This is a genomic window from Methyloversatilis sp. XJ19-13, assembly GCF_024580155.1.
GTDB lineage: Bacteria > Pseudomonadota > Gammaproteobacteria > Burkholderiales > Rhodocyclaceae > Methyloversatilis.
This window is the reverse complement of sequence record NZ_JANINH010000001.1, coordinates 165,993-190,851: the sequence shown is the minus strand read 5'-3', so window position 1 is coordinate 190,851 and position 24,859 is coordinate 165,993. Positions and strand designations below refer to the sequence as shown.

Genomic DNA, 24,859 nt, shown 5'->3' with positions numbered 1-24,859 from the left:
GGGGTTCAGCCGCGCAGGAACTCGAGCACGTCGGCGATGAAGCGTTCCTTGTGGCTGGCGAACAGGCCGTGCGGCGCACCTTCGTACTCGATGAACCGGGCATGCAGGATGGCGCGCGCGGTCAGGCGCGATGACGATTCGATCGGTACGATCTTGTCGTCGCTGCCGTGGATGATCAGCGTGGGAACCGTGAACGACGCCAGGTCGCCACGGAAGTCGGTACTCGAAAAGGCCTTCGCGCAGGCCAGTGTCGCCTTCAGGCTGGCCTGCATCGACACCGAGCAGGCCCAGGCCATCACCTCGTCGCTGACCGGATGCGACACCATGCCGACACCGAAGAAGTTCTTGAAGAAGGGGGGCCAGAAGGCCGCGCGGTCCTGTGCGATGGCGGCGGCGGTTTCATCGAACTTCGCCTGTTCGACGCCATCCGGGTTGTCGTCGGTCTTCAGCCGGAACGGCAAGGTCGATGACACGAGCACGGCCTGCTTCACCTGATTGCCGGCGTGGCGCGACATGTAGCGCGCCACCTCGCCGCCACCCATCGAAAAGCCGAGCAATGTGGTGTCATGCGCGCCGGTCTGCTCGAGCACGTCGGCCAGGTCGTCGGACAGCGTGTCGTAGTCATAGCCGGTCCATGGCTGGTCCGAGCGGCCGAAGCCGCGCCGGTCGTAACTGATGGCGCGCATGCCGGCGTCGGCGATGGCCATCGACAGGTCGTCGAAACTGTCGGCCGACAGCGGCCAGCCGTGGGTCAAGACGACCGGGCGGCCCTGACCCCAGTCCTTCACGTAGAGCTTCACGCCGTCGCGCGTGGTGACATGGTTCATGGTGATCTCCGTTCCTTCGATGCAGTGCATGCCGGTTCGCGCGGAGCGCGGCCGGACGGTCATTCCTGGAGCGCGGTCAATTCAGGTCTTGCCGGCTTTCTTGCGGGCGGCCGTGAGGCAGTGACTGCGCGTATCGCTCGCCATGGCTTCGCATTTCGCGACCGCACGCTGGTATTCGGCCTCACGGCGGGCGTCGACCGGCGTCTGCGCAACGCTGCCTGCGGCTGCGGCTGCGGCCTTGGCCTCGGCCAGCGCACCCGCCTGCGCCGACCTGGCTGCGGCAAGACAGCGCGCCTTGTCGGCGCCCGTCTGCTCGTCGCATCGTTCGCGCGCAACGGCGTACCCGGCTTCGGCGCGCACCACGGGTATGGCTGCGGCGTCGGACAGATGGCCGCTGCGACGGAATGCGAGTTCGGCATGCGCAATCGACTGGACGGCGCGCGCTTCCTCGACGCAGATGTCCCTGGTATTGCTGGTCAGTGCGTCGCACACCGCCCTCGCGTGGGTGAAGGTCGACGCGATGTGCGCCGTTTCAAGCTCGAACTCGAAACGGGTCATCGGCCCGGCTGCGAGCGCCGGCAACGAAAGCAGCGCGAGCGCACACGGGGCAAGAATGGGGAACAGACGGTTCATGGTGCGATCATCAGAAGCAGGAGGTGCGGTCCGCTGGAACATGCATACCGTTGTATTCACCCGCCGCCATCAGGTCTGTTCGCCAGCGCACGCGCTGCCCGCGCCTGATGCCGACGTCCGTCTTCCGCCCGTGAATTCCCCAGCCGCGCTGTGTCCGTCAGCGCACAGACAAGGATTGCGCCCATGACCACGATGCGAACCCGTATACATATATGTCGGAGAACAATTCATGAGTCTTGGAACCATATTGCTGGTCGTACTGATCCTGATCCTGATCGGCGTCATCCCGACCTGGGGCCACAGCCGCAGCTGGGGCTACGGCCCGAGCGGCGCCCTGGGTCTGATCGTCATCGTGCTCATCGTGCTGCTGCTGATGGGTCGCATATGACGCAGCGCAGGGTTGCGGCATCGCGCCCGGGCCATCTGACGGGGGCGATGCTCGCACTCTGCGTGCTGCTCGCCGGCTGCGGCGATACGGCGAAACTTCAGGTCGCTGCAGGTACCGGGCCGGAGCCGATGTTGCCGGCGCCGGTCAGCAGCCTGCTGCCGACCGTGAACATCGCGCCAGCCATCGGCTGGTCGGAGGGCGGCGCACCCGTTGCTGCACCCGGCACACAGGTCGCTGCCTTCGCGCGCGGTCTCGATCACCCGCGCTGGCTGCATGTATTGCCCAACGGCGATGTGCTCGTGGCGGAAAGCAATGCGCCGGCAACACCGGACGACGGCAAGGGCCTCAAGGGCTGGATCAGCGGACTGGTCATGAAGCGGGCCGGCGCCGGCGTACCCAGCGCCAACCGCATCACCCTGCTGCGCGACAGCGACGGCGATGGTGTCGCCGACCAGCGCAGCGTGCTGCTTGCCGGGCTGAATTCACCCTTCGGCATGGCGCTGGTCGGCGACACGCTGTACGTTGCCAACACCGACGCGGTGCTCGGCTTTCCATATGTCACCGGCAACACCGAAATCACCGCACCCGGCGTCAAGCTGGTCGATCTGCCCGGCGGGCCGATCAACCATCACTGGACGAAGAACCTGATCGCCAATCCGGAAGGCAGCCTGCTCTACGTCACGACCGGCTCGAACAGCAATGTCGCCGAGCGCGGCATGGCGGCCGAAGAAGGCCGCGCCGCCATCTGGGAGGTGGATCTGGCGACGCGCACGCACCGTCTGTTCGCGACCGGCCTGCGCAACCCGAACGGCCTGGCGTGGGACCCGCATCGCAAGGCCCTGTGGACGGTGGTGAATGAACGCGACGAAATCGGCAGCGATCTGGTGCCCGATTACCTCACCTCGGTGCGCGACGGCGACTTCTACGGCTGGCCGTACAGTTATTTCGGTCAGCATGTCGATGTGCGGGTGCAGCCGCAGCAGCCCGCGTTGGTTGCGCGTGCCCGCAAGCCCGACTATGCGCTCGGTCCGCACACCGCCTCGCTCGGTCTGGCGTCGTCGTCGGGCACCACGCTGCCCGCGGCATTCGCCAGCGGCATGTTCATCGGCCAGCATGGCTCGTGGAACCGCCGGCCGCACAGTGGCTACAAGGTCATCTTCGTGCCGTTCGACGAAGGCAGGCCGGCGGGCGCACCGGTCGATGTGCTGACCGGTTTCCTGAGCCCGGACGGCGAGGCCTACGGCCGGCCAGTGGGCGTCGCGCTCGACCGGAAGGGCGCGCTGCTGGTGGCCGACGATGTCGGCAACACGATCTGGCGCGTCACGGCGGCAGCGAAATGAACACGACCTTCAGGCTTGCCGCCGCCTTCACAACGACGCTCGTCGTGATGGTCATCCTCGACCTCGTCTGGCTCGGCGTCATCGCGAAATCGACCTACCAGCAGGGCATCGGCCACCTGATGGCCGAGCGGCCGGTCATTCCGGTGGCGGTGCTGTTCTACGTCATCTATGCGGTCGGACTGACGATTTTCACCATCCGGCCCTTCGCTGCGCAGCCCGGTCTCGGACAGACCCTCATCGCCGCCGCGCTGTTCGGCTTCTTCGCCTACGCGACCTACGATCTGACCAACCTTGCGACACTCAAGGACTGGCCGGTCCGCATCGTGCTGATCGACATCGCCTGGGGCATCTTCGTCAGCGCCGCGTCGGCCACGGCAGGCAAGTGGATGCTCGACCGGCTGACCGCCGGCTGAATCCGGCGGGGCGTCCATTGCGGGAGCAGCCGCTGTACAAGGTACCCGTGTGGGGACGGCGATCAGCGAGGTCTTGTGGGAGCGGCGGCCTCGCCGCGATTCGCACGCTGCACAACGACCATCGCGGCACTGATCGCGGCGGGGCCGCCGCTCCCACAGGCCGCCGCTACCGTAGTCGACGCGCCCCACGTTCTGCCGCTCCCGCAAGGGGGCCCCGGCAGCAGCCGTCCCCCGGCGGCGCCTCAGCTCAAGGCAGCGTGTGCCCCTCGAACTGCTGTCTCAGCTTGAGCTTGAGCATCTTGCCGGTGGCGGTGTGCGGGATTTCGTCGACGAACACGACGTCATCCGGGATCTGCCAGCGGGCGATCTTGCCTTCGTAGAACGCGAGCATGGTGGCGCGGTCGAGGTCGGCGCCGGGCTTCTTCACGACCACCAGCAGCGGACGTTCGTCCCACTTCGGGTGGCGGCACGCGATGACCGCCGCTTCGAGCACGGCAGGGTGTGCCATGGCGATGTTCTCGAGCTCGATCGAACTGATCCATTCGCCGCCCGACTTGATCACGTCCTTGCTGCGGTCGGTGATCTGCATGTAGCCATCGGCATCGATGGTGGCGACATCACCGGTGGCGAACCACCACTGGCCGTCGAGTTCGCGCAGCGCCGAGCCGGCTTCGCCGAAATAGCGCTCGATGACCCAGCCGCCGCGCACCAGCAGGTCGCCGCTGCTGCGGCCGTCCCACGGCAGCGCACGGCCGTCGTCGCCGACGATGGCCAGATCGATGCCGCAGATGGCGCGCCCCTGCTTGTTCAGCAGCGCCCGCTGCGCATCCGGCGGCAGCGTCGCATGCTGTGCCTTGAGCCGCGACAGCGTGCCCAGCGGCGACAGTTCGGTCATGCCCCAGGCGTGGATGACCTGGACGCCGTAGTCCTCTTCGAGCGTCTGCCGCATGGCCGGCGGACAGGCCGCGCCGCCGATGACGGTGCGCTTGAGGCTGGACATCTTCAGCCCGGCGCACTTCAGGTGATTGATGACGCCCAGCCAAACGGTCGGCACGCCAGCGCTGAACGTGACCTGCTCCTGTTCGAACAGCTCGTGCAGCGACTTGCCGTCGAGGAAGGGGCCGGGGAACACCAGCTTGGCGCCGACCATCGGCCCGCTGTACGGCAGACCCCACGCGTTCACGTGGAACATCGGCACCACCGGCAGGATGACGTCGGCCGCCGAGCAGCCCATCGCGTCGGGCAGCGCGGCGCCATAGGCATGCAGCACCGACGAGCGGTGGCTGTACAGCGCGCCTTTCGGATGCCCCGTGGTGCCCGAGGTGTAGCACAGGCTGGACGCGGTGTTCTCGTCGAATTCCGGCCAGCGGTAGTCGCCGTCTTCGGCGTCGATCAATGCCTCATAGCACAGCAACCCGGGCAGCGTAGTGGCCGCCGGCATGTGGGCGCGGTCGGTCATCAGCACGAAATGACGAACCTGCTTCAACGCGGGGGCGATCTGTTCGACCAGCGGCAGGAAGGTGAGGTCGAAGCACAGCACCCGGTCGGCCGCATCATTGGCGATCCATGCGATCTGGTCCGGGAACAGGCGCGGATTGATGGTGTGGCACACCCGCTGCGAGCCGGACACGCCGAAATAGATTTCGAAGTGGCGATAGCCGTTCCAGGCCAGCGTGCCGATGCGTTCGCCCGGCTGCGTGCCGAGTCGCGCCAGCGCCTGTGCGAACTTGCGGCTGCGCAGTTCGGCTTCGCGATAGGTCGTGCGGTGGATGTCGCCCTCGATCCGGCGCGACACGATTTCGGTGTCGCCGTGGTGGCGCGCCGCGTGGCGGATCAGGTTCGAGATGAGCAGCGGCATCTGCATCATCTGGCCGGGTAGCGGATTCATGCGCTTGCCTCCACACGACGATGGACGGATGCACCCCGGACGGCCACGACGCAGCCGCCCGGGGTGTCACGACGGGCTGCGTTCAGGCAGCCGAAGCCAGCAGTTCGCGCAGGTGCTTGTCCACCTGTTCGGTGTAGCCGGCGTCGGTGCCGAACAGGCCGAGGTGGCCGTCTATCGTGTTGAGCACGCGCAGTTCGCTGTTCGGGATCAGCTTCTGCTCGGCGGCGCAGTCGGCCGGCGGGAAGAACATGTCGGTCGAGATCGGCATGACGAAGGTTTTCGCCTTGATGCGGCCGAGTGCCGCCTTCAGGTCACCGCCGGTGTGGCGGCTCACGTCGCCGTGCTGCCATTTCCACGCCATGCACAGCAGATCGTTCGGCTCCATCACACCGAAATAGCCGTTCATGAAGTTGGTGATGAAGTCATCGACCGACGAAAAACCCAGCGCCTTGATGCGGTCCTGCTGGAAGAATTCGGTGCTCCAGCCCATGACCGCCCACATCTTGGCGTGGCGGCGCAGGCCCTGATGCACGTCGAGCGGCGAGCCGTACCAGCCGCCCTTGAACGCCGGGTCGGACGTGATGGCTTCGATCAGCGTTTCGGCGAACAGGTAGTCATGCGGCGTGTTCTTCGCGGTGCCGGCGATCGGTGCCGCGCGACGCACCATGTCCGGGTAGCGCACCGCCCATTCGTAGGTCTGCTGCGCGCCCATCGAACCGCCGACCACCAGCGCCAGCTTTTCGATGCCGAACTTTTCGGTGATCAGCGTGTGCTGCGCGCGCACGTCGTCGCCGATGCGCACGCGCGGAAAGTTGGGGCCACCGCCCGGGAAGGGCGTGTTGTGCGGCGAGGTCGACAGGCCGTTGCCGATCTGGTTGATGGCGATGATGAAATACTTCGCCGGATCGAGCGCGCGACCGGCGCCGATGTACACCTGCTCCATGATCTTTGTCGTGCCCGAGTACCAGGTCGGCACCAGGATGGCGTTGTCCTTCGCCGCGTTCAGCGTTCCGAAGGTCGCGTACGCCAGCGTGCAGCCGCGTATCGTGCCGCCCTCTTCCAGCACGTGGTCACCGATGCTGTGGGTTTCGTACGGGCCGTGAACGGCCTGGTTGTAATAGGCGTGCTCCGTCATGCTGTCTCCTCCTGTTGTTGTGGCGCCGGTCTCGGGTGCCTGTCCGGTAGCAGCATCGGCGCAGGCAGCGGGCGCAGCGATGATAGCGGACTGTGCCTGTCGCGCGAACCGTCAGCCGGGCCGGCGGTGGATGAACGAAGTCCGGTGTCGACAGCCCTATCGATGTGCAGGCCCGCAACTCAACACGCCGGAGGCTCCATCCATGACGACTGCCGATCCCACCGCCCCGCGCGCATCGCTGCAGCGCGTGACTGCGCTGCAGCGCTGGACGCCGATGCTGTGGTCGCTGCGCATTGACCGCCCGGAAGACTTTCGTTTTGCGCCCGGCCACTACGCCAAGCTCGGTCTGACCGGCCCGGACGGGCAGACCATGTGGCGGCCCTATTCCATCGTGTCGGCCACCGATGACCCGGAGCTCGAATTCCTCATCGTGCTGATTCCGGGTGGCGCGTTCAGCGAGCCGCTGTCGCGCATCGAGGTGGGCCAGCCGGTCCAGCTCGCGTCGGCCCTCTTCGGCTTCTTCCTCGAACCGCAACTGGCGCCCGGCGACACGCTGTGGATGCTGGCGACCGGCACCGGGCTCGGACCGTATGTATCGCTGCTGCGCAGTTCGGGCGCGCTGGACCGCTACCGGCGCCTGATCGTGGTGCACAGCGTGCGGCAGGCGGCCGAACTGGCCTACCGCGACGAACTGGAAGCGCTGGCGGCGACCGACACGCGACTGAACTACCTGCCCATCGTCACCCGCGAAGCCGGCGCAACAGCGCTGAGCGGACGCATTCCGGCGCTGATCACCGAAGGCACGCTGGCGCAGCACGCGGGGGCGACGCTCGATCCGGCGACCGACCGCGTCATGGTGTGCGGCAATCCGGATTTCACGACCGACATGCGCGCCCTGCTGAACGCGCGCGGCTTCGTGCCGTGCCGGCGCGGCAACGCCGGCAGCATGCTGTTCGAAAAATACTGGTAGCCCGGTGCCGTCACTTCGGTACCCGCCACAAGTACCAGCTCGCCGCAGAACGATGCGGCGCCCACGCCGCACCGAGTGCTGCGATCTGCCGCGCGCCGGGCAGCGCGTCGAGCGACTTGAGCCGCCGGTAGCCGTCGCGCACGCCGAAATCGTCGGCCGGCAGGATGTCGCCGCGTTCGAGGGTGAACATCAGCAGCATGTCCACCGTCCAGCGGCCGATGCCGCGCAGCGCGGTCAGGCGCTCGATCAGCGCGTCGTCGGCCAGCGCCAGCGCTTCGTCGCGGCCGGGTACCCGTCCGCTCAGCGCCGCCTCGGCGATGCCGCGCAGCGTGTCGGCCTTGCGGGCCGAAAAGCCGCAGGCGCGCAAAACCTCGACATCCGTGTCGAACAGTTGCTGCGGCGTCGGGAAGTCGCCGCCGTGGCGCGCCAGCAGTCGTCCCATGATGGCGTCGGCGGCGCGGCCGTGCAGTTGCTGGTAGGCGACGGCGCGCACCAGCGCCTGCCAGGGCTCGCGCACCGGTCCGGGTGCCAGGCCACAGGGGCCAACGGTCGCGATCAGCCGCGCCCAGTCGTCGTCGAGGGCGGCGAGATGGCGTTCGGCGGCGTCCAGCGCTTCTCGGGTGTGCGTCATGGCGGAGCAGTATCGATGCGCCGTGCGGCACCGGCAAGGTCGAATTTGAAAGCAAGGGCCGGAGTGCGCACGCCTCGAACGGCGACTACAGTGCGGCCATCGACCCGCAGGCGCGAAGGATTCCGGATGAACGCATCGACCCGCCATGAAGCACCGGATGTCGCCGCGCGCGCGGCCGCCACGCGGGCCGACCCGCGCTGGGCTGCGGTGGTCGCGCGCGATGCCACGGCGGACGGCGACTTCTTCTATTCCGTGAAAACGACCGGCGTGTACTGCCGGCCGTCGTGCGCCGCGCGCACCGCGCGACCCGAAAACGTCGCCTTCCACGCGAGCGCGGCCGACGCCGAACGCGCCGGTTTCCGCGCCTGCAAACGCTGCCGGCCTGACCAGCCGCCGCGCACCGAACGGCAGGCCGCCCTCGTCGCCGACCTGTGCCGGCTGATCGAGCGCGCCGAGTCTCCGCCCACACTCGACGCACTGGCAACGCACGCCGGCGTAAGCGCCTTTCATCTGCACCGCCTGTTCAAGTCGGTGACCGGTCTGACGCCACGCGGCTGGGCTGCCGCGCGCCGGGCCGAGCGCCTGCGCGACCATCTGACGCAGGGTGCGCCGGTGACCGACGCGCTGCACGACGCCGGCTACGGCTCCAGCAGCCGCCTGTACGAGGCATCCGGCGCCCTGCTCGGCATGACGCCGGGCCGCTATCGCGCGGGCGGCGCCGATACCGACATCCGCTTCGCGCTCGGCCAGTGTTCACTCGGCGCAATCCTGGTCGCGGAGAGCCCGCTCGGCGTGGTCGCGATTTCGCTCGGCGACGATCCCGACGCGCTGGCGCGCGCGCTGCAGGACCGCTTTCCGCAGGCGCGCCTGATCGGCGGCGATGCGGCGTTCGAACAGCGCGTGGCACAGGTGGTGGGCTTCGTCGACGCGCCGCGCATCGGTCTCGCGCTGCCGCTGGACCTGCGCGGCACCGCCTTCCAGCAGCGCGTGTGGCAGGCGCTGCGCGACATTCCGGCCGGGCATACGCTGAGCTACCGCGAACTGGCGGCGCGGCTCGGCGTCCCGAAGGCGGTGCGCGCGGTCGCTGGCGCCTGCGCGGCCAACACGCTGGCGGTGGCCATCCCGTGTCATCGCGTGGTGCGCAGCGACGGCGCGCTGTCCGGCTATCGCTGGGGCATCGAGCGCAAGCGCGCGCTGATCGAGCGAGAAGGGACATGAACGGTCTGTTCGATGCGCTGGAGCGCACCGCAGGCGCGGTCACCCTCGCACCGGGTGCCGCCCTGCTGCGCGGCTTCGCGCTGGACGACGCAGCCGCCCTGCTGGCCGCGATCGACACGGTGGCCGCGCTTGCACCGCTGCGCCACATGGTGACGCCCGGCGGCTACACGATGTCGGTCGCCACGACCAGTTGCGGCGACATGGGCTGGACGTCCGACGCGCAGGGTTACCGCTACGCCGAGTACGATCCGGAAACCGGCCTGCCGTGGCCGGCCATGCCGGCGCTGTTCGGCACGCTTGCGCGCGACGCGGCCGCGCAGGCCGGTTTCCCCGGTTTCGAACCGGACGCCTGCCTGATCAACCGCTACGCCCCCGGCGCGCGCCTCACGCTGCACCAGGACAGGAACGAACGTGACTTCGGTGCGCCCATCGTGTCCGTGTCGCTGGGCCTGCCCGCGACCTTCCTGTTCGGCGGCATCAAGCGCGCCGACCCGACGCTCAAACTGCATCTGGTACACGGCGATGTGGTGGTGTGGGGCGGACCGGCGCGGCTGCGCTTTCACGGCGTGCTGCCGCTGGCGCACGGCACGCACCCGCTGACCGGGGCGTGCCGCATCAATCTCACATTTCGCAAGGCGAGCTGAGCGCGGGCTGATCGGAGGTTTCATGCAGCGCCGCGTTGAGCGCATCGATGATCGGCGCCCAGTCGGCATCGGCCTGCAGGCCTTCACGCAGGAAGGCCGCCTGCGAAGGCGTCCAGAACGGCGCTTCGGACAGCTTCACGCAGTCGGGCAGCGGCCGGTGCTGGTCGATGAAGCGGTAGATCGATCCCGGGTCTGCGGGCAGACCGAGCTGTGCGAACAGTTGCGCTGTGCTGTGTACCGGTGCGTCCATGAGTATCTCCCGTGTCGGATGGTGGAGCTGGATGCCGTTGCGGCGCGGATCGGCAGGCCGATCGCTCGGCCGCCGATGCGCCCGTGCGTGGCGTACAGCGTTGACGCGCGATGGCGTCAGGCGTTCGGCCCGACACTGACATGCTTGATCTTCAAGCCCAGCATGCGCGTCTGTCCGGGCCGGGTCTGTTAGCCAGAGCACCATGTTCGCCGGGGAGCCGGGCGAGTCGGTAGCATGGCGGGAACCACGTTCAGGCAGTGCGGCCGAAGCCGGGTTGAAGGTCAGGCTTTCATTCATCACTGTCCGGACGGAGCGCCGTTGCAACTGCCCCTTTCCATCGATGCGTCGTCGACCACCACACTGCAGTCGCAGATCGTGGCGCAACTGCGCGCGCTCATCCTCGACCGCCGGCTGGCGCCCGGTGCGCCGGTGCCGGCGACGCGCGACCTCGGCCGCCAGCTGCGTGTGTCGCGCAACACCGTCACCGCGGCCTACGACGAGCTGATCAGCGAGGGCTATCTGTACACCGAGCGGGCGGTCGGCACCTTCGTCTGCAAAACCCTGCCCGACACGCTGATCGGCCAGGCGCCGGCGCGTCCGGAACATCGCAGCGGCAGCCTGCACCGCGCGATGAACCTGCCGCTGCCCTACGGCGGACGCGGCCTGACCGGGCTGCACCGGCCCAGCTCGCCGCGCCTGATCGCCGATTTCGTGTTCGGCCGCTCGGACGCGCGCAACTTCCCGGAAAAGATCTGGCGCAAGCTCATCGTCGAATGCCTGGGCGGCGCAGCCGAGCGCATGAGCGAATACAGCGACCCGGCCGGCCTGCCCGAACTGCGGCAGCTCATCACCAGCCGGCTCGGCCCGACGCGCGGCATGGTCGCGTCGGTCGAACAGGTGCTGCTGGTGGCCGGCTTCCAGCAGGGCATCGATCTGGTGGCGCATCTTTTCGTCGGCACCCACACGCCGGTGGTGATGGAAGCGCCCAGCTATCGCGGCGCGGCCTTCCTGTTCGAAAGCTATGGCGCACACATCATTCCGGTGCCGGTCGACCCGCACGGGATCGACGTCAGCCGGCTGCCGGAAAGCCGCGTGAAACTGGTGTATGTCACGCCGTCGCACCAGTTTCCGACCGGCGTCACGATGCCGCTGCACCGCCGGCTCGCGCTGCTCGAATGGGCGGCCAAGGCCGGCGCGTACATCCTCGAAGTGGACTACGACGGCGACTACCGCTACGACGGTGCGCCGCTGCCGTCGCTGCAATCACTCGACCGCAACGGCTGCGTCATCTACCTGAATTCCTTCTCGCGCTCGATCGGCCCCGGACTGCGCATCGGCTACATGGTCGTGCCGCGCGACCTCATGCGCACCGCGGTCACCATCAAGTCGCTGATGGACAACGGCCTCGCCTGGCTGGAACAGGCCGCCCTCGCCCAGTTCGTGCGCGACGGCAGCTTCGACACCCATCTGCGCCGCCTGCTGCACGCCAACGAAGCGCGCCGCGACGCCCTGGTCAGCGCGCTGCGCAGCCACCTGCCGGGCGCGCGCATCAGCGGCGCCGACGCCGGCTCGCACGTGCTGCTCACGCTGCCGCCCGAAGCACCGACGGCCGCCGAAGCACAGCAGGCCGCGCTCGAACTCGGCGTCGGCGTTCAGCCACTGGCCGACAGCCCGGCGTGGTTCTTCGAGCACCTGGAGAATGCCGACCGCTGCCTGCTGCTGGGCTACACGCATCTGACCGAGGCGCAGATCGAACAGGGGATTGAGGGATTGGGACGGGCGGTGGCCGAAGGATGAGAGCTCCGCCGGATACCACCCCAGAACTCCGGGGCCTGCCCCATGCCCTTAGTCTTGAATAATCAACACAATACAACTAGCATCAGCCGGCGTTCAGAGGCGCTTTCGATCTGACGCCTCACAGCAGAGTTTGTAATTCGCCCATCCCGGGAGCATCCTGTCTTCATGATTCATTCTCGCGCCGCCTCGAACGGAAGCCCTCCGCCTGAGCGGTCTGAACAGCCTTCCTACAGTGCCAGCGAGGCAGCGAGAATCCTCGGGCTGCCTGCAGCAACCATTACGGCCTGGTGTTTCGGCAAGAAGTACCGGAGTTCGGCCGGAGACGAAAAGCGCTTTGAACCGGTCATCACGCCAGCGGCGCCGGCAGACCGCCTGCTGTCCTTCGCCAACCTGTGCGAACTGCACGTACTGTCAGGCATCCGCCGGCTGCATCGCGTTTCCCTGCCCAAGGTCCGGACGAGCCTGCAGTACCTGCAGGCGCATCTGGGCTCCGAGCGCCCCTTGCTCGACACGCAGTTCCAGACCAACGGGATCGATCTTTTCGTCGAGCACGCGTCAAAACTGCTGAACGTGTCCCGCAGTGGGCAACAGGCGCTGCGCGGTGACTTCGAGCGCGCGCTCGCGCGTATCGAACGCAACGACGCAGGCAAGCCAATCCGGCTGTTCCCCTTCATCCGCCCCAACCAGCAGGACGGCTCACGCGTGGTCGCCGTCGACCCCACGCTGTCCTTTGGACGGCCGATTCTGCTCGGTGCCGGCGTCAAGACGCACGTCATCCTGAGCCGCTTTGCCGCGGGCGACTCGATTCACGAAATGGCCGAAGACTACCGGGTCGCCGTCGAAGACATCGAAGAAGCCCTGCGTTTTGAGCAACGCCTCTCCGCCTGACAGCGTCACGCTTTTCATCGATCGCGATGCGTGGAGCACGAAGCTCGATCTCGCGCTGCGGGCGGCCGGAATTCCCTTCGTCGCACACCGCGACTTGTTCGCCCATGACACACCCGACGAGAAATGGCTGGCAGAAGTCGGGCGTCGCGGCTGGCTGGTGCTCACACGCGATCAGAACATCCGTCGTCGGCCTGACGAACTGAAGGCACTGCGCGACGCCGGTGTCCTGCTGTTCGCACTCACGTCAGGCAATCTTTCGGCGCAGGAGACAGCCGATCTGGTGATTGCGAGCTGGCCGAAAATGGTTCGCATCGCTGAAACAACAACTCGGCCGGCGATTTTTTCGATTACGCGGGGTGGGGATGTTCGGCGAATTGAACGCTGAGGTGACTCCTGTGTGTACTGATTCGAAACCGAGTTCGACGTACTTGCGCGGAAGCTCTGGTTGAAACAGGCTCACCGTATTCACCCATTTGAAGACCAGAAGCTCTGCCCCTCGCGATGCAGCAAACAAAACGCCATCACTATGTTCCCAAGGCTTACCTCAAGGCGTTTTGCGATTCCAGCGGTAAGTTGCTTGTTTACCGCAAAGACGACCCGTCGGAACCGCTTCACGTGACACCAGATGCGACGCAGTTTCGGCGCTACTACTACTCGCAGCCGACGCCTGCTGGCGGAAGGGATAACAACTCGCTGGAATCAGTCTTCTCAACTATCGAAAGCCGGTGGCCTGAAACCGTGGGCAGACTGCTTAGACGAGAGGATGTGAACGACCGCCTTGAAAGCATCTTCGAATTCATGTCGTTGCAGCGTGTCCGCGTTCCAGCGAGCCGTGATGCGACAGAGGCAGTACTGGCGCAGTCCGTCAAGGACGCGATGAAGCTGATGCTAAGAAATGGGACGATTCCTCCACCGCCGTCCGGCTTCGAGGATCTACCCAACCAGATCGAGATCACAATCGATCCCCACCGGAGCATTCACGCGATGACATCCATTCTTCAAGGAATGGGGCAGCTCTACTCAAGAATTGGGATTGCAGCGGTCCATAACTGCACCGCTCGGCCTTTCCTCACCAGCGACAACCCCGTACTCTGGTTCGACCCTTCACTGCCGTTCGAAGAACAACGCCCATACGCTGTTTCCCCAAAAGTGGGGCCTGTTTTACTTGTGTTTCCAGTCAGTCCGACGCTCGTCCTCGTAGGTTCCACTGAATACAGAGAGTCATTCGGAAGGCATGGGCTGCTACACAGCGACGTACCAGACGAAGCTTGGGTTGATCAAATCAACGCACAGGTTTGCCGATTCGCATATGAAGCAGTGATTGCACAGGCCAGTGGGCAGGAAGAACTGGTTGCTTTGTTCGCCGGCGCCTCGCCCGTAGTTGAGGCTGTCTCCATTCCTGTCGCCAATGGAATGGCCACCATTCACCGGACCGTATTCGGTCAGCGTGTTCAGAAGCCGAAATGGCGCCGCGACTAACAGATGCGAATTCAAGCCACGGAGGAAGGAGATCTTATTCTGCGTGCTCACGACGGGCGCCCTACCCCTCTGTTTGACACCCACCCAACTTGCTGAAAAACTAGTCAGCCATCTAGTTTGTTCGAGGTGATCATGGATACATGGCCTGTTCAGGATGCAAAAGCGCGGTTCAGCGAATTTCTGGATGCCTGCCTCGCCGAGGGGCCGCAGATGGTGACCCGGCGCGGCGTTGAAGCGGCCGTGCTGGTGCCGGTTCAGGAGTGGCGCAGGCTGCAGTCGGCCGCGCGTCCGTCGCTGAAGGAACTGCTGCTGTCCGATGACGCGCGCGCCGATGCGATCGCGCCGCCACGCGGACACGTCCGACGTCGGCAGGTCGAAGTACTGAAGTAATTGCATGTACCTGCTCGATACGAACGTCGTTTCGGAACTGCGCAGGCCCAGACCTCACGGGGGTGTCGTGGCGTGGCTGCAGTCGGTCGATGACTCAAGCCTCTTTCTTTCCGCCGTCACGATCGGCGAGATTCAGGCAGGCATCGAGCTGACGCGTGAGCAGGACGCAGCCAAGGCCGCCGAGATTGCGGTCTGGCTGGAGCAGGTCGCCGGGGCGTACAACGTGTTGCCGATGGATGGTGCGGCATTCCGGCATTGGGCAAAGCTCATGCATCGCAAGTCCGACACCTTGTACGAAGACGCGATGATTGCCGCGACAGCGCGGTCGCACGGCCTGACCGTGGTGTCGCGCAACGTGACCGACTTCAAGGCGCTGGGCATCGACGCATTCGATCCGTTTTCGCAGCCCGGTACGCCGAACGAGCGATAGCCCGGAAGACCCAGGGCGCCCCACCTCCCTCTGGCACCCCCTTTTTTTCGCTGACTGGCCCTGTCGGCTCGGGTGCTTCGTCTCCTATCTTCTCCCGGTGCCATCGCGCAGCCGGTGCGTCGTCGACGCGCCTGGCGGCGCTGCCTTCAACGCCCCCCCGGGAGACTTCCATGTCAGTGCATCTGAGTGAAACGCGCGTCGTGCGCGGCGCCTGTCCGCAGGATTGTCCGGATACCTGTGCCTTCCTGTACCACGTGGAGGACGACAAGCTGGTGGAGGTCACCGGCGACCCGGATCATCCGATGACGCGCGGCGGGCTGTGCGTGAAGCTGAAGAATTTCGCCGAGCACCACTACAACCCGGATCGCCTGCTGTACCCGATGAAGCGCGTCGGGCCGAAGGGTTCGGGCATGTTCGAGCGCATTTCGTGGGACGCGGCACTGGCCGAAATCAAAACGCGCTGGACCGACATCATCGACCGTCACGGCTCGCAGGCCATCATGCCGCACGGCTACCTCGGCCATCAGGGCACGCTGAACGGCCTGACCGCCGGCGACGCCTTCTTCAACCGGCTCGGTTCGTCGGTGGCGGAAAAGACCTACTGCGAATCCGGCTCGTCGACCGCGTGGATCATGACCGTCGGCCCGACCGGCGGGCTCGACGTGGAAAGCCTGGCGCATTCGAAGTACATCATCGTGTGGGGCATGAACATGCTCAACACCAATCTGCACGCCTGGCCCTTCATCGTCGAGGCGAAGAGCAAAGGCGCCAAGGTGGTGGTGATCGACCCGGTGCGCACGCGCACCGCCAAGCAGGCCGACTGGCACATCCGCATCAAGCCGGGCACCGATGGCGCGCTGGCGCTGGGCATGATGAATGTGATCATCGCCGAAGGCCTGGTCGACAAGGACTATGTCGAAAAGTACACCGTGGGCTACGACCAGCTGGCGGCGCGCGCGGCCGAGTTTCCGCCGGAGCGGGTGTCGGACATCACCGGCATTCCGGTGCAGGACATCCTGACGCTGGCGCGCGAGTACGCCACCACGCAGCCATCGGCCATCCGCCAGGGCGTGGCGGTGGAACGCAGCCCGGGCGGCGGCGACGCGATCCGCGCCATCACCTGTCTGCCGGCGCTGACCGGCGCCTGGCGCCATGTTGGTGGCGGCACGGTGGAAATGCCGATCTGGGAATTTCCGTTCCGCTTCGATTTCATGTGCCGGCCGGACTGGATCAAGCCGGGCACGCGCGTCATCAACGAACTCGATCTGGGCGCGGCGCTGACCGGCGCCATGCCGCTCGACCCGCCGATCAAGTCGCTCTTCGTCTACAACTCGAATCCGGTATCGCAGGCGCCGAACGCCGGCCAGATCGTGGCCGGGCTGATGCGCGAAGACCTGTTCACGGTGGCCAGCGAACTGTTCATCACCGATACCGCGAAGTACGCCGACATCCTGCTGCCGGCCACCATGCAGGCGGAACAGCTCGACCTGATGGTGACCTGGGGTCATCTGTACGTGATGCTCAATACGCCGGCGATCGCGCCGCCGGGCGAATGCGTGCCCAATGTCGAACTGTTCCGCCGGCTGGCCGGCGCGATGGGCTTCACCGACGAGCACTGGTCGCTGAGCGACGAGGAAATGATCCGCCGCTCGTACGACTGGGACGCGCCGGCGATGCAGGGCATCACGCTGGAAAAGCTGAAGGACAAGGGCTGGATGCGGCTCAACGTCGGTCTGCCGGGCGAGCGCGCGCCGCATGCCGAGGGCAATTTCAAGACGCCGTCGGGCAAGTGCGAATTCGCGGCCAGCGCGGCGGCCGGCGGCAATTTCGTCGTGCCGGTGTGGCGCTCGGGCTATGAAGGCATGCAGCCGGGCACGCCGGTCGATGCGGTGCCCAATTACATCCCGTCGCACGAGAACGCGGCCTCCGAAGCGGCCAGCCGCTATCCGCTGAACCTCGTGTCGCCCAAGCCGCACGCCTTCCTGAACACGCAGTACGCCAACGAGCCGACACAGCAGCGCCGGCAGGGCGAACAGCTCATCGTGATCCACCCGGTCGATGCGGGAAAGCGGGCGATCGAGCACGGCAGCTATGTGCGCGTGTTCAACGAGCGCGGCGCCTTCGAGGCGCGCGCCGAACTGAGCGAGGATGTGTCGCCCGGGCTGATGATGACCAACGTCGGCCACTGGCCGGGTCTGAACCGCAGCGGCACCGCGGTCAATTCGACCACGTCGGCGCGCCACTGCAATCTGGGTCAGGCCGGCACCTACTGCGACAACCTGGTCGAAGTGCGGAAGGTGTGAGCTCGCCATGACCCATGTCGTGACCGAAAGCTGCCGCGGCTGCCGTTTCACCGACTGCGTGACGTCCTGCCCGGTGGCCTGCTTCCATGTCAATGAGGTGCGCGTGTACATCAACCCGCAGGTCTGCATCGACTGCGGCGCGTGCATACCGGCCTGCCCGGTGCGCGCCATCGTCGAGGAATTCGACCTGCCGGAAGATCAGCTGCACTGGATGGACATCAATGCGAAGGCAGCGGAGCGCTACCCGGTGATCCGCAGCAAACTGCCGCCGCTGGACGGAGCCGACGAAAAGCGCCGCCAGCTCGGCTTCTGATCGCGATGGTCGTGGCAGGACAGCCAATGCGCGTGGCCATCGTCGGCAGCGGTCCGAGCGGCTTCTATGCCGCGGAGGCTCTGCTGGCGAGCGGGCTCGACGTCGAGATCGACCTGCTGGAGCGCCTGCCGGTGCCTTACGGGCTGGTGCGTTTCGGCGTAGCGCCGGATCACGCGAAGCTGAAGTCGGTCAGCGCGGTGTTCGCGCAGATCGCCGCCGATCCGAAGCTGCGCTTCTTCGGCAATGTGGCGCTCGGCCGCGACGTGACCGCCGACGAACTGGCCGCGATGTATCACGCGGTCATCGTGGCCTGCGGCGCCGGGGCGGACCGCACGCTGGGCATTCCCGGCGAAGACCTGCCGGGCGTGCATGCGGCGGGCGATTTCGTCGGCTGGTACAACGGCAGCCCGGATCACGCACATTTGTCGTTCGACCTGTCGCAGGAGGTGGCGGTGGTCATCGGCCAGGGCAATGTGGCGATCGACGTGTGCCGCATCCTCGCCCGGCCGGTCGACGAACTGCGCCGCACCGACATTGCGCAGCACGCGCTCGACGCACTGGCCGGCTCGCGCATCCGCGACATCCACCTCGTGGGGCGGCGCGGTCCGGTGCAGGCGAAATTCACACCGAAGGAGCTGCGCGAACTGGGCACCCTGCCCGGCTGGCAGCCGGTGGTCGATCCGGCGGCGCTCGAACCCGGCGAGGCCTGCCGGCGCGAACTGGCGCTGCCCGGCGTCGTGCATGCAGCGAAGAATCTGGACATCCTGCGCGGCTTCGCCGCCCGACCGATCGAGGCCGGACGACGCATCCACCTGCACTTCCTGCGCGCGCCGGCCGCCCTGCACGGTGACGAACGCGTGCGCAGGATCGCGCTGGCCGGGCAACAACTGTCCGGCGAGCCGGGTGCGCAGTCCGCCGTGACCACGGGCGAGCAATTCGAGCTGGACGCAGGGCTGGTGTTCCGCAGCGTGGGCTATCGCGGCACCGCACTGCCCGGACTGCCGTTCGATGCACGCGCAGGCGTGATTCCGAACGCCGGCGGCCGCATCGTCGATGCAGCGGGCGCACCGCTGCCGGGCTGGTACGTCACCGGCTGGATCAAGCGCGGCCCGACCGGCGTCATCGGCACCAACCGCGCCGACAGCCTGGACACGGTGGCCGGACTGCTGCAGGACGTACCGGGCCTGACCGGTTCGCGGCCCGGCCGACAGGCGCTGGCGGCCCTGCTCGACAGCCGGTCACACCGGGTCATCGACTTCGCCGCCTGGCAGGCCATCGAACGTGTCGAACAGGCGCGCGGTCAGGCGCGTGACAAGCCGGCAGAAAAGTTCGTGCGCGTAGACGACATGCTGGCGGCGGCGTACGGCGAGCTGCCGTAAGCGCCGGAATCCGGCTGGCTCTTTGCCGCGATGCAGCGAATGAAGGGGGTGCGCGGGGCGACGTCGGGGGTGTTGGGCATCGCTGCGCTCACCCCAACCTACGGGTGGGGCGGCGGGGCATTGCGGCGCTGTTTCCTCATGCGGGGTGGGTGCTGCGGTGGGCGGATGGCGCGGGGGTGACCTTGGGGTGTTGGGCATCGCTGCGCTCACCCCAACCTACGGGTGGGGCGGCGGGGACGTTGCGGCGCTGTTTTCTCGTGCGGGGTGGGTGCTGCGGTGGGCGGATGGCGCGGGGGTGACCTTGGGGTGTTGGGCCTCGCTGCGCTCACCCCAACCGACGGGTGGGGCGGCGGGGACGTTGCGGCGCTGTTTTCTCGTGCGGGGTGGGGGCTGCGGTGGGCGGATGGCGCGGGGGTGACCTTGGGGGGTTGGGCATCGCTGCGCTCACCCCAACCTACGGGTCGTCACGCCGCCGTCGGATGCTTTTGTAGGTTGGGGTGAGCGCAGCGATGCCCAACAGCGGTCTTCGTTCAGCGGCGCACTTCAGGCGAGCAGCGCCTGCATGATGCGGCGCTGCACACTGCGCGGCGCGAGGCGTGCGGACCAGGCGGACAGCTTGTTCGCCAGCCCCGGCACCACGCCGGCGCGGCCCTGCATCAGCGCGCGGATGCCCGCTTCGGCGACCGGGCGCGGCGACATCATCATCAGGTTCAACGTGGCCGACACACGGTGGCCTGAGCCTTTGAAAAACGCCGTCTTCGTGACACCGGGCGACAGCACGGTGACCGTCACGCCGGAGGCTGCCAGTTCGTCGTGGAGCGCCTCGCCCAGCGCCAGCACATAATGCTTGGTGCCCGCGTATGCGGCGTAGAGCGGCGCCGGCATGAAGCCGAGCAGGCTGGCCACCAACAGGATGCGGCCGCGACCGCGGCGCGCCATGTCCTGCCCGTACTGCTGCGTCAGTTCGGTCAGCGTGACCATGTTGAGCTGCAGCATCTGCGGCAGCCGCACCGGATCGGTGTCGAGCAGCGGACCGTGCAGACCGAAGCCGGCGTTGTTGATCAGCGTTTCGATGCGCAGCCCGCGCGCATCGGTGCGCCGCTTGAGCTCGGCGGCGGCGCCGGCCGCCGACAGGTCGATGCCTTCCACGAGCACTTCGATGCCGTGCGCGGTGCGCAGCGCCTCGGCCAGCCGTTCCATGTCGGCGACGCCGCGCGCGGCCAGCACGAGGTTCATGCGCCGGGCGGCGAGGATGTGGGCGAATTCGACGCCCAGACCGCTGGATGCGCCGGTGATGAGTGCCCAGTTGCCGCTGTTCAATGTCTGCATTTCAATGTTCCGTCTGCAAGCGAGGGGGACGCGAAGGGGCGTGTCCGGCAGCCGGTGCGCCGATGCGGAACCAGAGCGCGAACAGCGCCGGCAGGAACAGCAGCGTCAGCACGGTGCCGACCGCGGTGCCCCCGATCAGGGTATAGGCCAGCGCCCCCCAGAAGGTCGAGGTGGTCAGCGGGATGAACGCCAGCACCGCAGCCACCGCAGTCAGCAGCACCGGCCGGGCGCGCTGCACGGTGGCCTCGACGACGGCGTCGTAGCGATCCAGGCCGGCGGCGCTGTTGGCTTCGATCTGGCCGACCAGGATGAGCGTGTTGCGCATCAGGATGCCGGCCAGCCCGATCAGACCGAGGATGGCGTTGAAGCCGAACGGCTGGTCGAACAGCAGCAGCGCGGGTGCCGCGCCGATCAGCCCGAGCGGCGCGGTGAGGAACACCATGGTCATCGCGGAAAAGGAACGCACCTGGATCATGATCACCGTCAGCATCAGCAGCAGCATGACCGGGAACACCGCCGCCAGCGCGAGATTGGCCTTGTTGCTTTCCTCGATCGAGCCACCGGTGTCGATGCGGTAGCCATCCGGCAGCGCGGCGCGCAGGTCGGTCAGCGCACGGTCGATGCCGGCCGACACGTCCGGCGGCTGCACATGCTCGGCGATGTCGCCGCGTACCACGATGGTCGGGTGGCGGTCGCGCCGGTGCAGCACCGGCTCTTCCTGCCGCACCTCGGTGCGGCCGATCTGGGCCAGGGGAATGCGCCGGCCGTCGGCGGCGATCAGCGACAGGGCGTCCAGCGTGGCCGGGTCGCTGCGATCGAAGCCGCCGAGCGGCCCGCCGACGCGCGCCACCACGGCCACCGAACGGACGTCCTCGCGCAGTTCGGTCACCGTCACGCCATCGAGCAGGAACTGAAGCTGCTGTGCCGCCTCGGCCGGCGACAGGCCGATCTGGCGCAGCCGCGACTGATCGAGCACGAAGCGCAGCGTGGCGGCCGGCCCGGTGTTGTCGCGGTGCACCTCGCGCATGTCCGGGTGGGCGCGCATCACCGCTTCGACGTCGCGGGCGATGGCGCGCAGGCGGTCGAGGTCCGGGCCGCTGACGCGGTAGGACACCGGGAACGGCACCGGCGGGCCGAACAGCAATTGCGTGGCACGCACGCGCGCCTCCGGCGCGAGGCCCTCGGCGACGCGTTCGCGCAGTCGCTGCCTGAGACGGTCGCGTTCCGCGGCGCCGGCGGTCAGCACGATGATCTTGGCGAATGCCGGATCGGGCAGTTCCTGCGACAGCGAAAAGAAGAAACGCGGCGCGCCCTGCCCGATGTACGCGGTGACGACGCGCGACTCCGGTTGCTGCCTGAGCCAGCCCTCGACCGTTTCGGTCGTGCGCTGCGTGGCGGCGATGTCGCTGCCGGACGGCAGCGTCACCTCGACGATCAGTTCCGGCCGCTCGGACACCGGGAAGAACTGCTTCTTCACGACGACCATCGCCGCCACCGATGCACCGAACATGAGCAGCACGACCAGCGCCACCGTGCCCTTGCGCCGCACGCACCACGCGACCAGCGCGCGCAGCTGCCGGTAGCGCGGCGTGTCGTAGATGGCACGGGCGCCGCCCGGCACGGCGGCCACGGCCGGCAGCAGCTTCACGCCCAGATAGGGCGTGAACACCACGGCGACCAGCCAGGACATCAGCAGCGAAAAGGCGACGATCCAGAAAATGTTGCCGGCGTATTCGCCCGCACTCGACGCGGCGAAACCAACCGGCATCAGGCCGATCACCGTCACTGCGGTGCCGGACAGCATGGGCGCGGCGGTCACCGTCCACGCGTGTGCAGCCGCTTCGACGCGCGCCATGCCTTCCTGCATCTTCACCACCATCATTTCGATGGCGATGATGGCGTCGTCCACCAGGAGGCCGAGCGACAGGATGAGCGCACCCAGCGTGATGCGGTCGAATTCGCGCCCGGTCATGAACATGACGATGAACACCGCTGCGAGCGTCAGCGGCACCGCCGCGGCGACGATCACGCCCTCGCGCCAGCCCAGCGACAGGAAGCTCACACCGGTCACCACCGCCAGAGCGACGAAGAACTTCAGCATGAATTCGTCCACCGCCTGGGTGATGTTCACCGCCTGGTCGGAAATCTTCGTAAAGCTCAGACCGAGCGGCAGTTCGGCGGCGAGGGCTGCTTCTTCGGCGGCGAGTGAGTGGTCAAGCTCCAGGCCGTTCCAGCCGGGTCGCATCACCACGCCGACGATCATCGACGGCTCACCGTCGTGGCGGATCAGGAAGGTGGCCGGGTCTTCGAAGCCGCGCCGGATGTCGGCGATGTCGCCCAGCCGGAAGGTGCGATCGCCGGCGCGCACCGGGGTGTCGCGCAGCGTGTCGACACCGGCATAGGCGCCGTCCAGCCGCAGGAACACGCGCGGGCCGTCGGTGCCGACCGAGCCGGCCGGCGTCACCGCATTCTGCCGCGCCAGCGCGTCGAAAATGTCGCGCGCATCGATGCCCAGCGTGGTCAGCCGCTCGTACGACAACTCGACGAACACCCGCTCCGGCCGCTCGCCGATGATGTTCACCTTGTTTACACCGGGCACGCGCAGCAGCCGCTCGCGCAGCCGTTCCGCCTCGCGCACCAGATCGCGCTGCGGCAGGTCGCGCGCCTTGAGCGCATACAGCGCGAAATTCACGTCGGAATATTCGTCGTTGACGAACGGCCCGTAGACGCCGGGCGGCAGGCGGCGCGCCTCGTCGCCGAGCTTCTTGCGCGCCTGGTAGAACTGCTCCGGCACGTCAGCCGGGCGGGTCGAATCCTTCAGCGTCAGCGTGGCGAACATCAGGCCGGGCCGGGTGAAGGTTTCCACCCGGTCGTAGCCGGCCAGTTCCTGCATGCGCTTTTCCAGCGGCTCAGCCACCAGATCCTGCATCTGCTGTGCGGTGGCACCGGGCCAGGCGGCGCTGAAGGTCATCACCTTGATGCTGAACACCGGGTCTTCGGCCCGGCCCAGCTTGAAGAAGGCAAACACGCCGGACACCGCCACCGCGATGATCAGGAACAGCGTGACCGCGCGCTCGCGCACGGCGAGCGCCGACAGGTTGAGGCGGCTCATGGCGCGCGCCCCGCGGCGGCGAGCGTCGTGTCGAGGCCGCGCACGGCGCTGCCGTCGCGCAGCAGGTGGGCGCCGAGCGCGACGATGCGTTCACCGACATGCAGGCCGGCGGAAATGGACGCGCTGTCGTGACCCAGACCGGCCAGCGTGACCCGGCGGAAGGCGACGCGGCGGGTGTCGCCCGCCTGTTCGATCACCCACACGCCCGGGCCCTGGCCGGCGTCGTGCAGCGCGGCGATCGGCACCCGCACCCGCTCACCCGCTGCGTCGCCCGACATGCGGTCGAGCGCAAGGGTCACCGTGCTGCCGATCGGTGCCTGCGCCGCGGCGCCGTCGAGCAGGTAGCGCGCTTCGAAGGTGCGGCTGCGCGGGTCGGCTGCATCGGACAACTGGCGCAGGCGGGCCGTGAAGGTGGTGCCCGGCAGGCTGTGCAAGGCGGCGGTGGCGCCCGAGCCGACGGCCGGGCGCACCGATTCGGGCAGGTTGACCAGCGCCTCGCGCGCGCCCGAGCGCGCCAGCCGCACGACCGGCTCGCCGGCGCGCACCACCTGACCCGGTTCGACGAGGGTGTCCAACACCACGCCATCGCTGTCGGCCACCAGCAGCGAGTAGCCGGCCGCATTGCGCGCCACCTGCTGCTGCGCCAGCGCCGCGTCGAGCAGGGCCTGTGCGCTGTCGGCGCCGGCGACCGCCAGGTCGCGCACCTGGGCCGACACGGCGCCCTGCTCCACCATTCCGCGCAGCCGCTGCTCGTCGGCGCGCGCCTGTATCGCGCGCGCGCGCGCCGCCTCGACCGCCGCGGCCTGCGCCGCGAGCGCCAGATCGAGATCGGCGGCATCGAGGCGCATCAGCGGCTGGCCGCGCCGTACGGTCTGACCGGTATCGACCAGACGCTGGACCACCTTGCCGGCGACCCGGAAACCCAGATCACCGACCACGCGCGACGTCACCACGCCGGTGTAGGACTGCGACGCCGCACGATCCGGCTGCACGACGGCAACAGCCACACGCGGCACACCGGTGCGCGGGTCGGGTTGTGCCGGCTGGGTACATGCGGCGAGGGCAAGAACGAGAGGGATTGCGAAGACGACGCCGATAACGG

The 24,859-nt window shown here is 67.5% G+C and carries 24 protein-coding genes; 15 read left to right on the top strand and 9 right to left on the bottom strand.

Annotated features, from left to right (window positions below):
- Window positions 1-5: 5 nt before the first annotated feature.
- Window positions 6-827 carry an alpha/beta fold hydrolase gene (locus NMQ14_RS00960; protein ID WP_257092646.1) on the bottom strand — a complete coding sequence of 274 codons (822 nt, stop codon included), beginning with the start codon at window positions 825-827 and terminating at the stop codon, window positions 6-8.
- A gap of 81 nt (window positions 828-908) precedes the next feature.
- A complete protein-coding gene (locus tag NMQ14_RS00955; RefSeq protein WP_257092644.1) occupies window positions 909-1,460 on the bottom strand; it encodes a hypothetical protein in 552 nt (183 codons plus the stop codon).
- Window positions 1,461-1,689: 229 nt separating this feature from the next.
- Here NMQ14_RS00955 and NMQ14_RS00950 point away from each other — a divergent pair, with 229 nt between their 5' ends.
- Genes NMQ14_RS00950 through NMQ14_RS00940 form a run of 3 tightly spaced genes read left to right on the top strand, consistent with a single transcriptional unit; the run spans window position 1,690 to window position 3,601 of the window.
- A complete protein-coding gene (locus NMQ14_RS00950) occupies window positions 1,690-1,848 on the top strand; it encodes a DUF3309 domain-containing protein (protein WP_257092642.1) in 159 nt (52 codons plus the stop codon).
- Between the two features lie 47 nt (window positions 1,849-1,895).
- Entirely contained in the window at window positions 1,896-3,188 is a 1,293-nt protein-coding gene (locus NMQ14_RS00945) for a sorbosone dehydrogenase family protein (protein ID WP_257092640.1), read from the top strand.
- Window positions 3,185-3,601 carry a DUF2177 family protein gene (locus NMQ14_RS00940; protein ID WP_257092637.1) on the top strand — a complete coding sequence of 139 codons (417 nt, stop codon included), beginning with the start codon at window positions 3,185-3,187 and terminating at the stop codon, window positions 3,599-3,601. The genes NMQ14_RS00945 and NMQ14_RS00940 overlap by 4 nt, the downstream gene beginning before the upstream one ends.
- A 247-nt stretch (window positions 3,602-3,848) precedes the next feature.
- Here the strand turns inward: NMQ14_RS00940 and NMQ14_RS00935 are convergent, their stop codons facing one another.
- The gene (locus tag NMQ14_RS00935) at window positions 3,849-5,489 is read right to left on the bottom strand and encodes a 3-(methylthio)propionyl-CoA ligase (protein ID WP_257092635.1); all 1,641 of its coding nucleotides are present in this window, start codon (window positions 5,487-5,489) and stop codon (window positions 3,849-3,851) included.
- An 82-nt stretch (window positions 5,490-5,571) separates the two neighbouring features.
- Window positions 5,572-6,624 carry an alpha/beta fold hydrolase gene (locus NMQ14_RS00930; protein ID WP_257092633.1) on the bottom strand — a complete coding sequence of 351 codons (1,053 nt, stop codon included), beginning with the start codon at window positions 6,622-6,624 and terminating at the stop codon, window positions 5,572-5,574.
- 202 nt (window positions 6,625-6,826) lie between these two features.
- Between NMQ14_RS00930 and NMQ14_RS00925 the strand changes: the two genes are divergently transcribed.
- Window positions 6,827-7,594 (top strand): ferredoxin--NADP reductase, encoded by a 768-nt coding sequence (locus tag NMQ14_RS00925; RefSeq protein ID WP_257092632.1) that lies wholly within the window; start codon window positions 6,827-6,829, stop codon window positions 7,592-7,594.
- Window positions 7,595-7,604: 10 nt separating this feature from the next.
- Here the strand turns inward: NMQ14_RS00925 and NMQ14_RS00920 are convergent, their stop codons facing one another.
- Window positions 7,605-8,225, bottom strand: coding sequence for a DNA-3-methyladenine glycosylase (locus tag NMQ14_RS00920; protein ID WP_257092630.1), 621 nt, complete (start codon window positions 8,223-8,225; stop codon window positions 7,605-7,607).
- A 126-nt stretch (window positions 8,226-8,351) separates the two neighbouring features.
- Here NMQ14_RS00920 and ada point away from each other — a divergent pair, with 126 nt between their 5' ends.
- Both ada and alkB read left to right on the top strand, forming a co-directional pair.
- Entirely contained in the window at window positions 8,352-9,443 is a 1,092-nt protein-coding gene (gene ada / locus NMQ14_RS00915) for a bifunctional DNA-binding transcriptional regulator/O6-methylguanine-DNA methyltransferase Ada (RefSeq protein WP_257092628.1), read from the top strand.
- Entirely contained in the window at window positions 9,440-10,087 is a 648-nt protein-coding gene (alkB, locus tag NMQ14_RS00910) for a DNA oxidative demethylase AlkB (protein ID WP_257092627.1), read from the top strand. Before ada ends, alkB begins: the two co-directional genes overlap by 4 nt.
- Here the strand turns inward: alkB and NMQ14_RS00905 are convergent.
- Window positions 10,065-10,337 (bottom strand): DUF2789 domain-containing protein, encoded by a 273-nt coding sequence (locus tag NMQ14_RS00905; protein ID WP_257092626.1) that lies wholly within the window; start codon window positions 10,335-10,337, stop codon window positions 10,065-10,067. The two genes, alkB and NMQ14_RS00905, sit on opposite strands and share 23 nt — an antisense overlap.
- 318 nt (window positions 10,338-10,655) lie before the next feature.
- On the opposite strand from NMQ14_RS00905, the gene NMQ14_RS00900 reads away from it, so the two are divergent.
- From NMQ14_RS00900 to NMQ14_RS00860, 9 genes are all read left to right on the top strand, one after another.
- On the top strand, window positions 10,656-12,134 hold the full coding sequence (locus NMQ14_RS00900) for a PLP-dependent aminotransferase family protein (RefSeq protein WP_257092625.1): 1,479 nt from the start codon (window positions 10,656-10,658) through the stop codon (window positions 12,132-12,134).
- 165 nt (window positions 12,135-12,299) lie between these two features.
- Window positions 12,300-13,022 (top strand): DUF433 domain-containing protein, encoded by a 723-nt coding sequence (locus tag NMQ14_RS00895; protein ID WP_257092624.1) that lies wholly within the window; start codon window positions 12,300-12,302, stop codon window positions 13,020-13,022.
- The gene (locus NMQ14_RS00890) at window positions 12,922-13,407 is read left to right on the top strand and encodes a hypothetical protein (RefSeq protein WP_306441011.1); all 486 of its coding nucleotides are present in this window, start codon (window positions 12,922-12,924) and stop codon (window positions 13,405-13,407) included. The genes NMQ14_RS00895 and NMQ14_RS00890 overlap by 101 nt, the downstream gene beginning before the upstream one ends.
- Before the next feature lie 116 nt (window positions 13,408-13,523).
- On the top strand, window positions 13,524-14,501 hold the full coding sequence (locus NMQ14_RS00885; protein ID WP_257092622.1) for a DUF4238 domain-containing protein: 978 nt from the start codon (window positions 13,524-13,526) through the stop codon (window positions 14,499-14,501).
- Window positions 14,502-14,633: 132 nt separating this feature from the next.
- Window positions 14,634-14,891 carry a type II toxin-antitoxin system Phd/YefM family antitoxin gene (locus NMQ14_RS00880; RefSeq protein ID WP_257092621.1) on the top strand — a complete coding sequence of 86 codons (258 nt, stop codon included), beginning with the start codon at window positions 14,634-14,636 and terminating at the stop codon, window positions 14,889-14,891.
- A 4-nt stretch (window positions 14,892-14,895) separates the two neighbouring features.
- Window positions 14,896-15,321, top strand: a complete 426-nt coding sequence (locus NMQ14_RS00875; RefSeq protein ID WP_257092620.1) for a type II toxin-antitoxin system VapC family toxin — start codon at window positions 14,896-14,898, stop codon at window positions 15,319-15,321.
- A gap of 170 nt (window positions 15,322-15,491) precedes the next feature.
- Window positions 15,492-17,624: a molybdopterin-dependent oxidoreductase gene (locus NMQ14_RS00870; RefSeq protein ID WP_257092619.1), complete on the top strand. Its 2,133-nt coding sequence runs from the start codon at window positions 15,492-15,494 to the stop codon at window positions 17,622-17,624.
- A 7-nt stretch (window positions 17,625-17,631) separates the two neighbouring features.
- The gene (locus NMQ14_RS00865) at window positions 17,632-17,937 is read left to right on the top strand and encodes a ferredoxin family protein (protein WP_257092618.1); all 306 of its coding nucleotides are present in this window, start codon (window positions 17,632-17,634) and stop codon (window positions 17,935-17,937) included.
- Between the two features lie 26 nt (window positions 17,938-17,963).
- Window positions 17,964-19,316 (top strand): FAD-dependent oxidoreductase, encoded by a 1,353-nt coding sequence (locus NMQ14_RS00860; RefSeq protein WP_257092616.1) that lies wholly within the window; start codon window positions 17,964-17,966, stop codon window positions 19,314-19,316.
- Window positions 19,317-19,859: 543 nt separating this feature from the next.
- Here the strand turns inward: NMQ14_RS00860 and NMQ14_RS00855 are convergent.
- Genes NMQ14_RS00855 through NMQ14_RS00845 form a run of 3 tightly spaced genes read right to left on the bottom strand, consistent with a single transcriptional unit; the run spans window position 19,860 to window position 24,764 of the window.
- The gene (locus tag NMQ14_RS00855) at window positions 19,860-20,645 is read right to left on the bottom strand and encodes an SDR family oxidoreductase (protein WP_257092614.1); all 786 of its coding nucleotides are present in this window, start codon (window positions 20,643-20,645) and stop codon (window positions 19,860-19,862) included.
- A 1-nt stretch (window position 20,646) separates the two neighbouring features.
- Window positions 20,647-23,757, bottom strand: coding sequence for an efflux RND transporter permease subunit (locus NMQ14_RS00850; RefSeq protein WP_257092612.1), 3,111 nt, complete (start codon window positions 23,755-23,757; stop codon window positions 20,647-20,649).
- A complete protein-coding gene (locus tag NMQ14_RS00845) occupies window positions 23,754-24,764 on the bottom strand; it encodes an efflux RND transporter periplasmic adaptor subunit (RefSeq protein WP_257092610.1) in 1,011 nt (336 codons plus the stop codon). The genes NMQ14_RS00850 and NMQ14_RS00845 overlap by 4 nt, the downstream gene beginning before the upstream one ends.
- Between the last annotated feature and the right edge of the window lie 95 nt (window positions 24,765-24,859).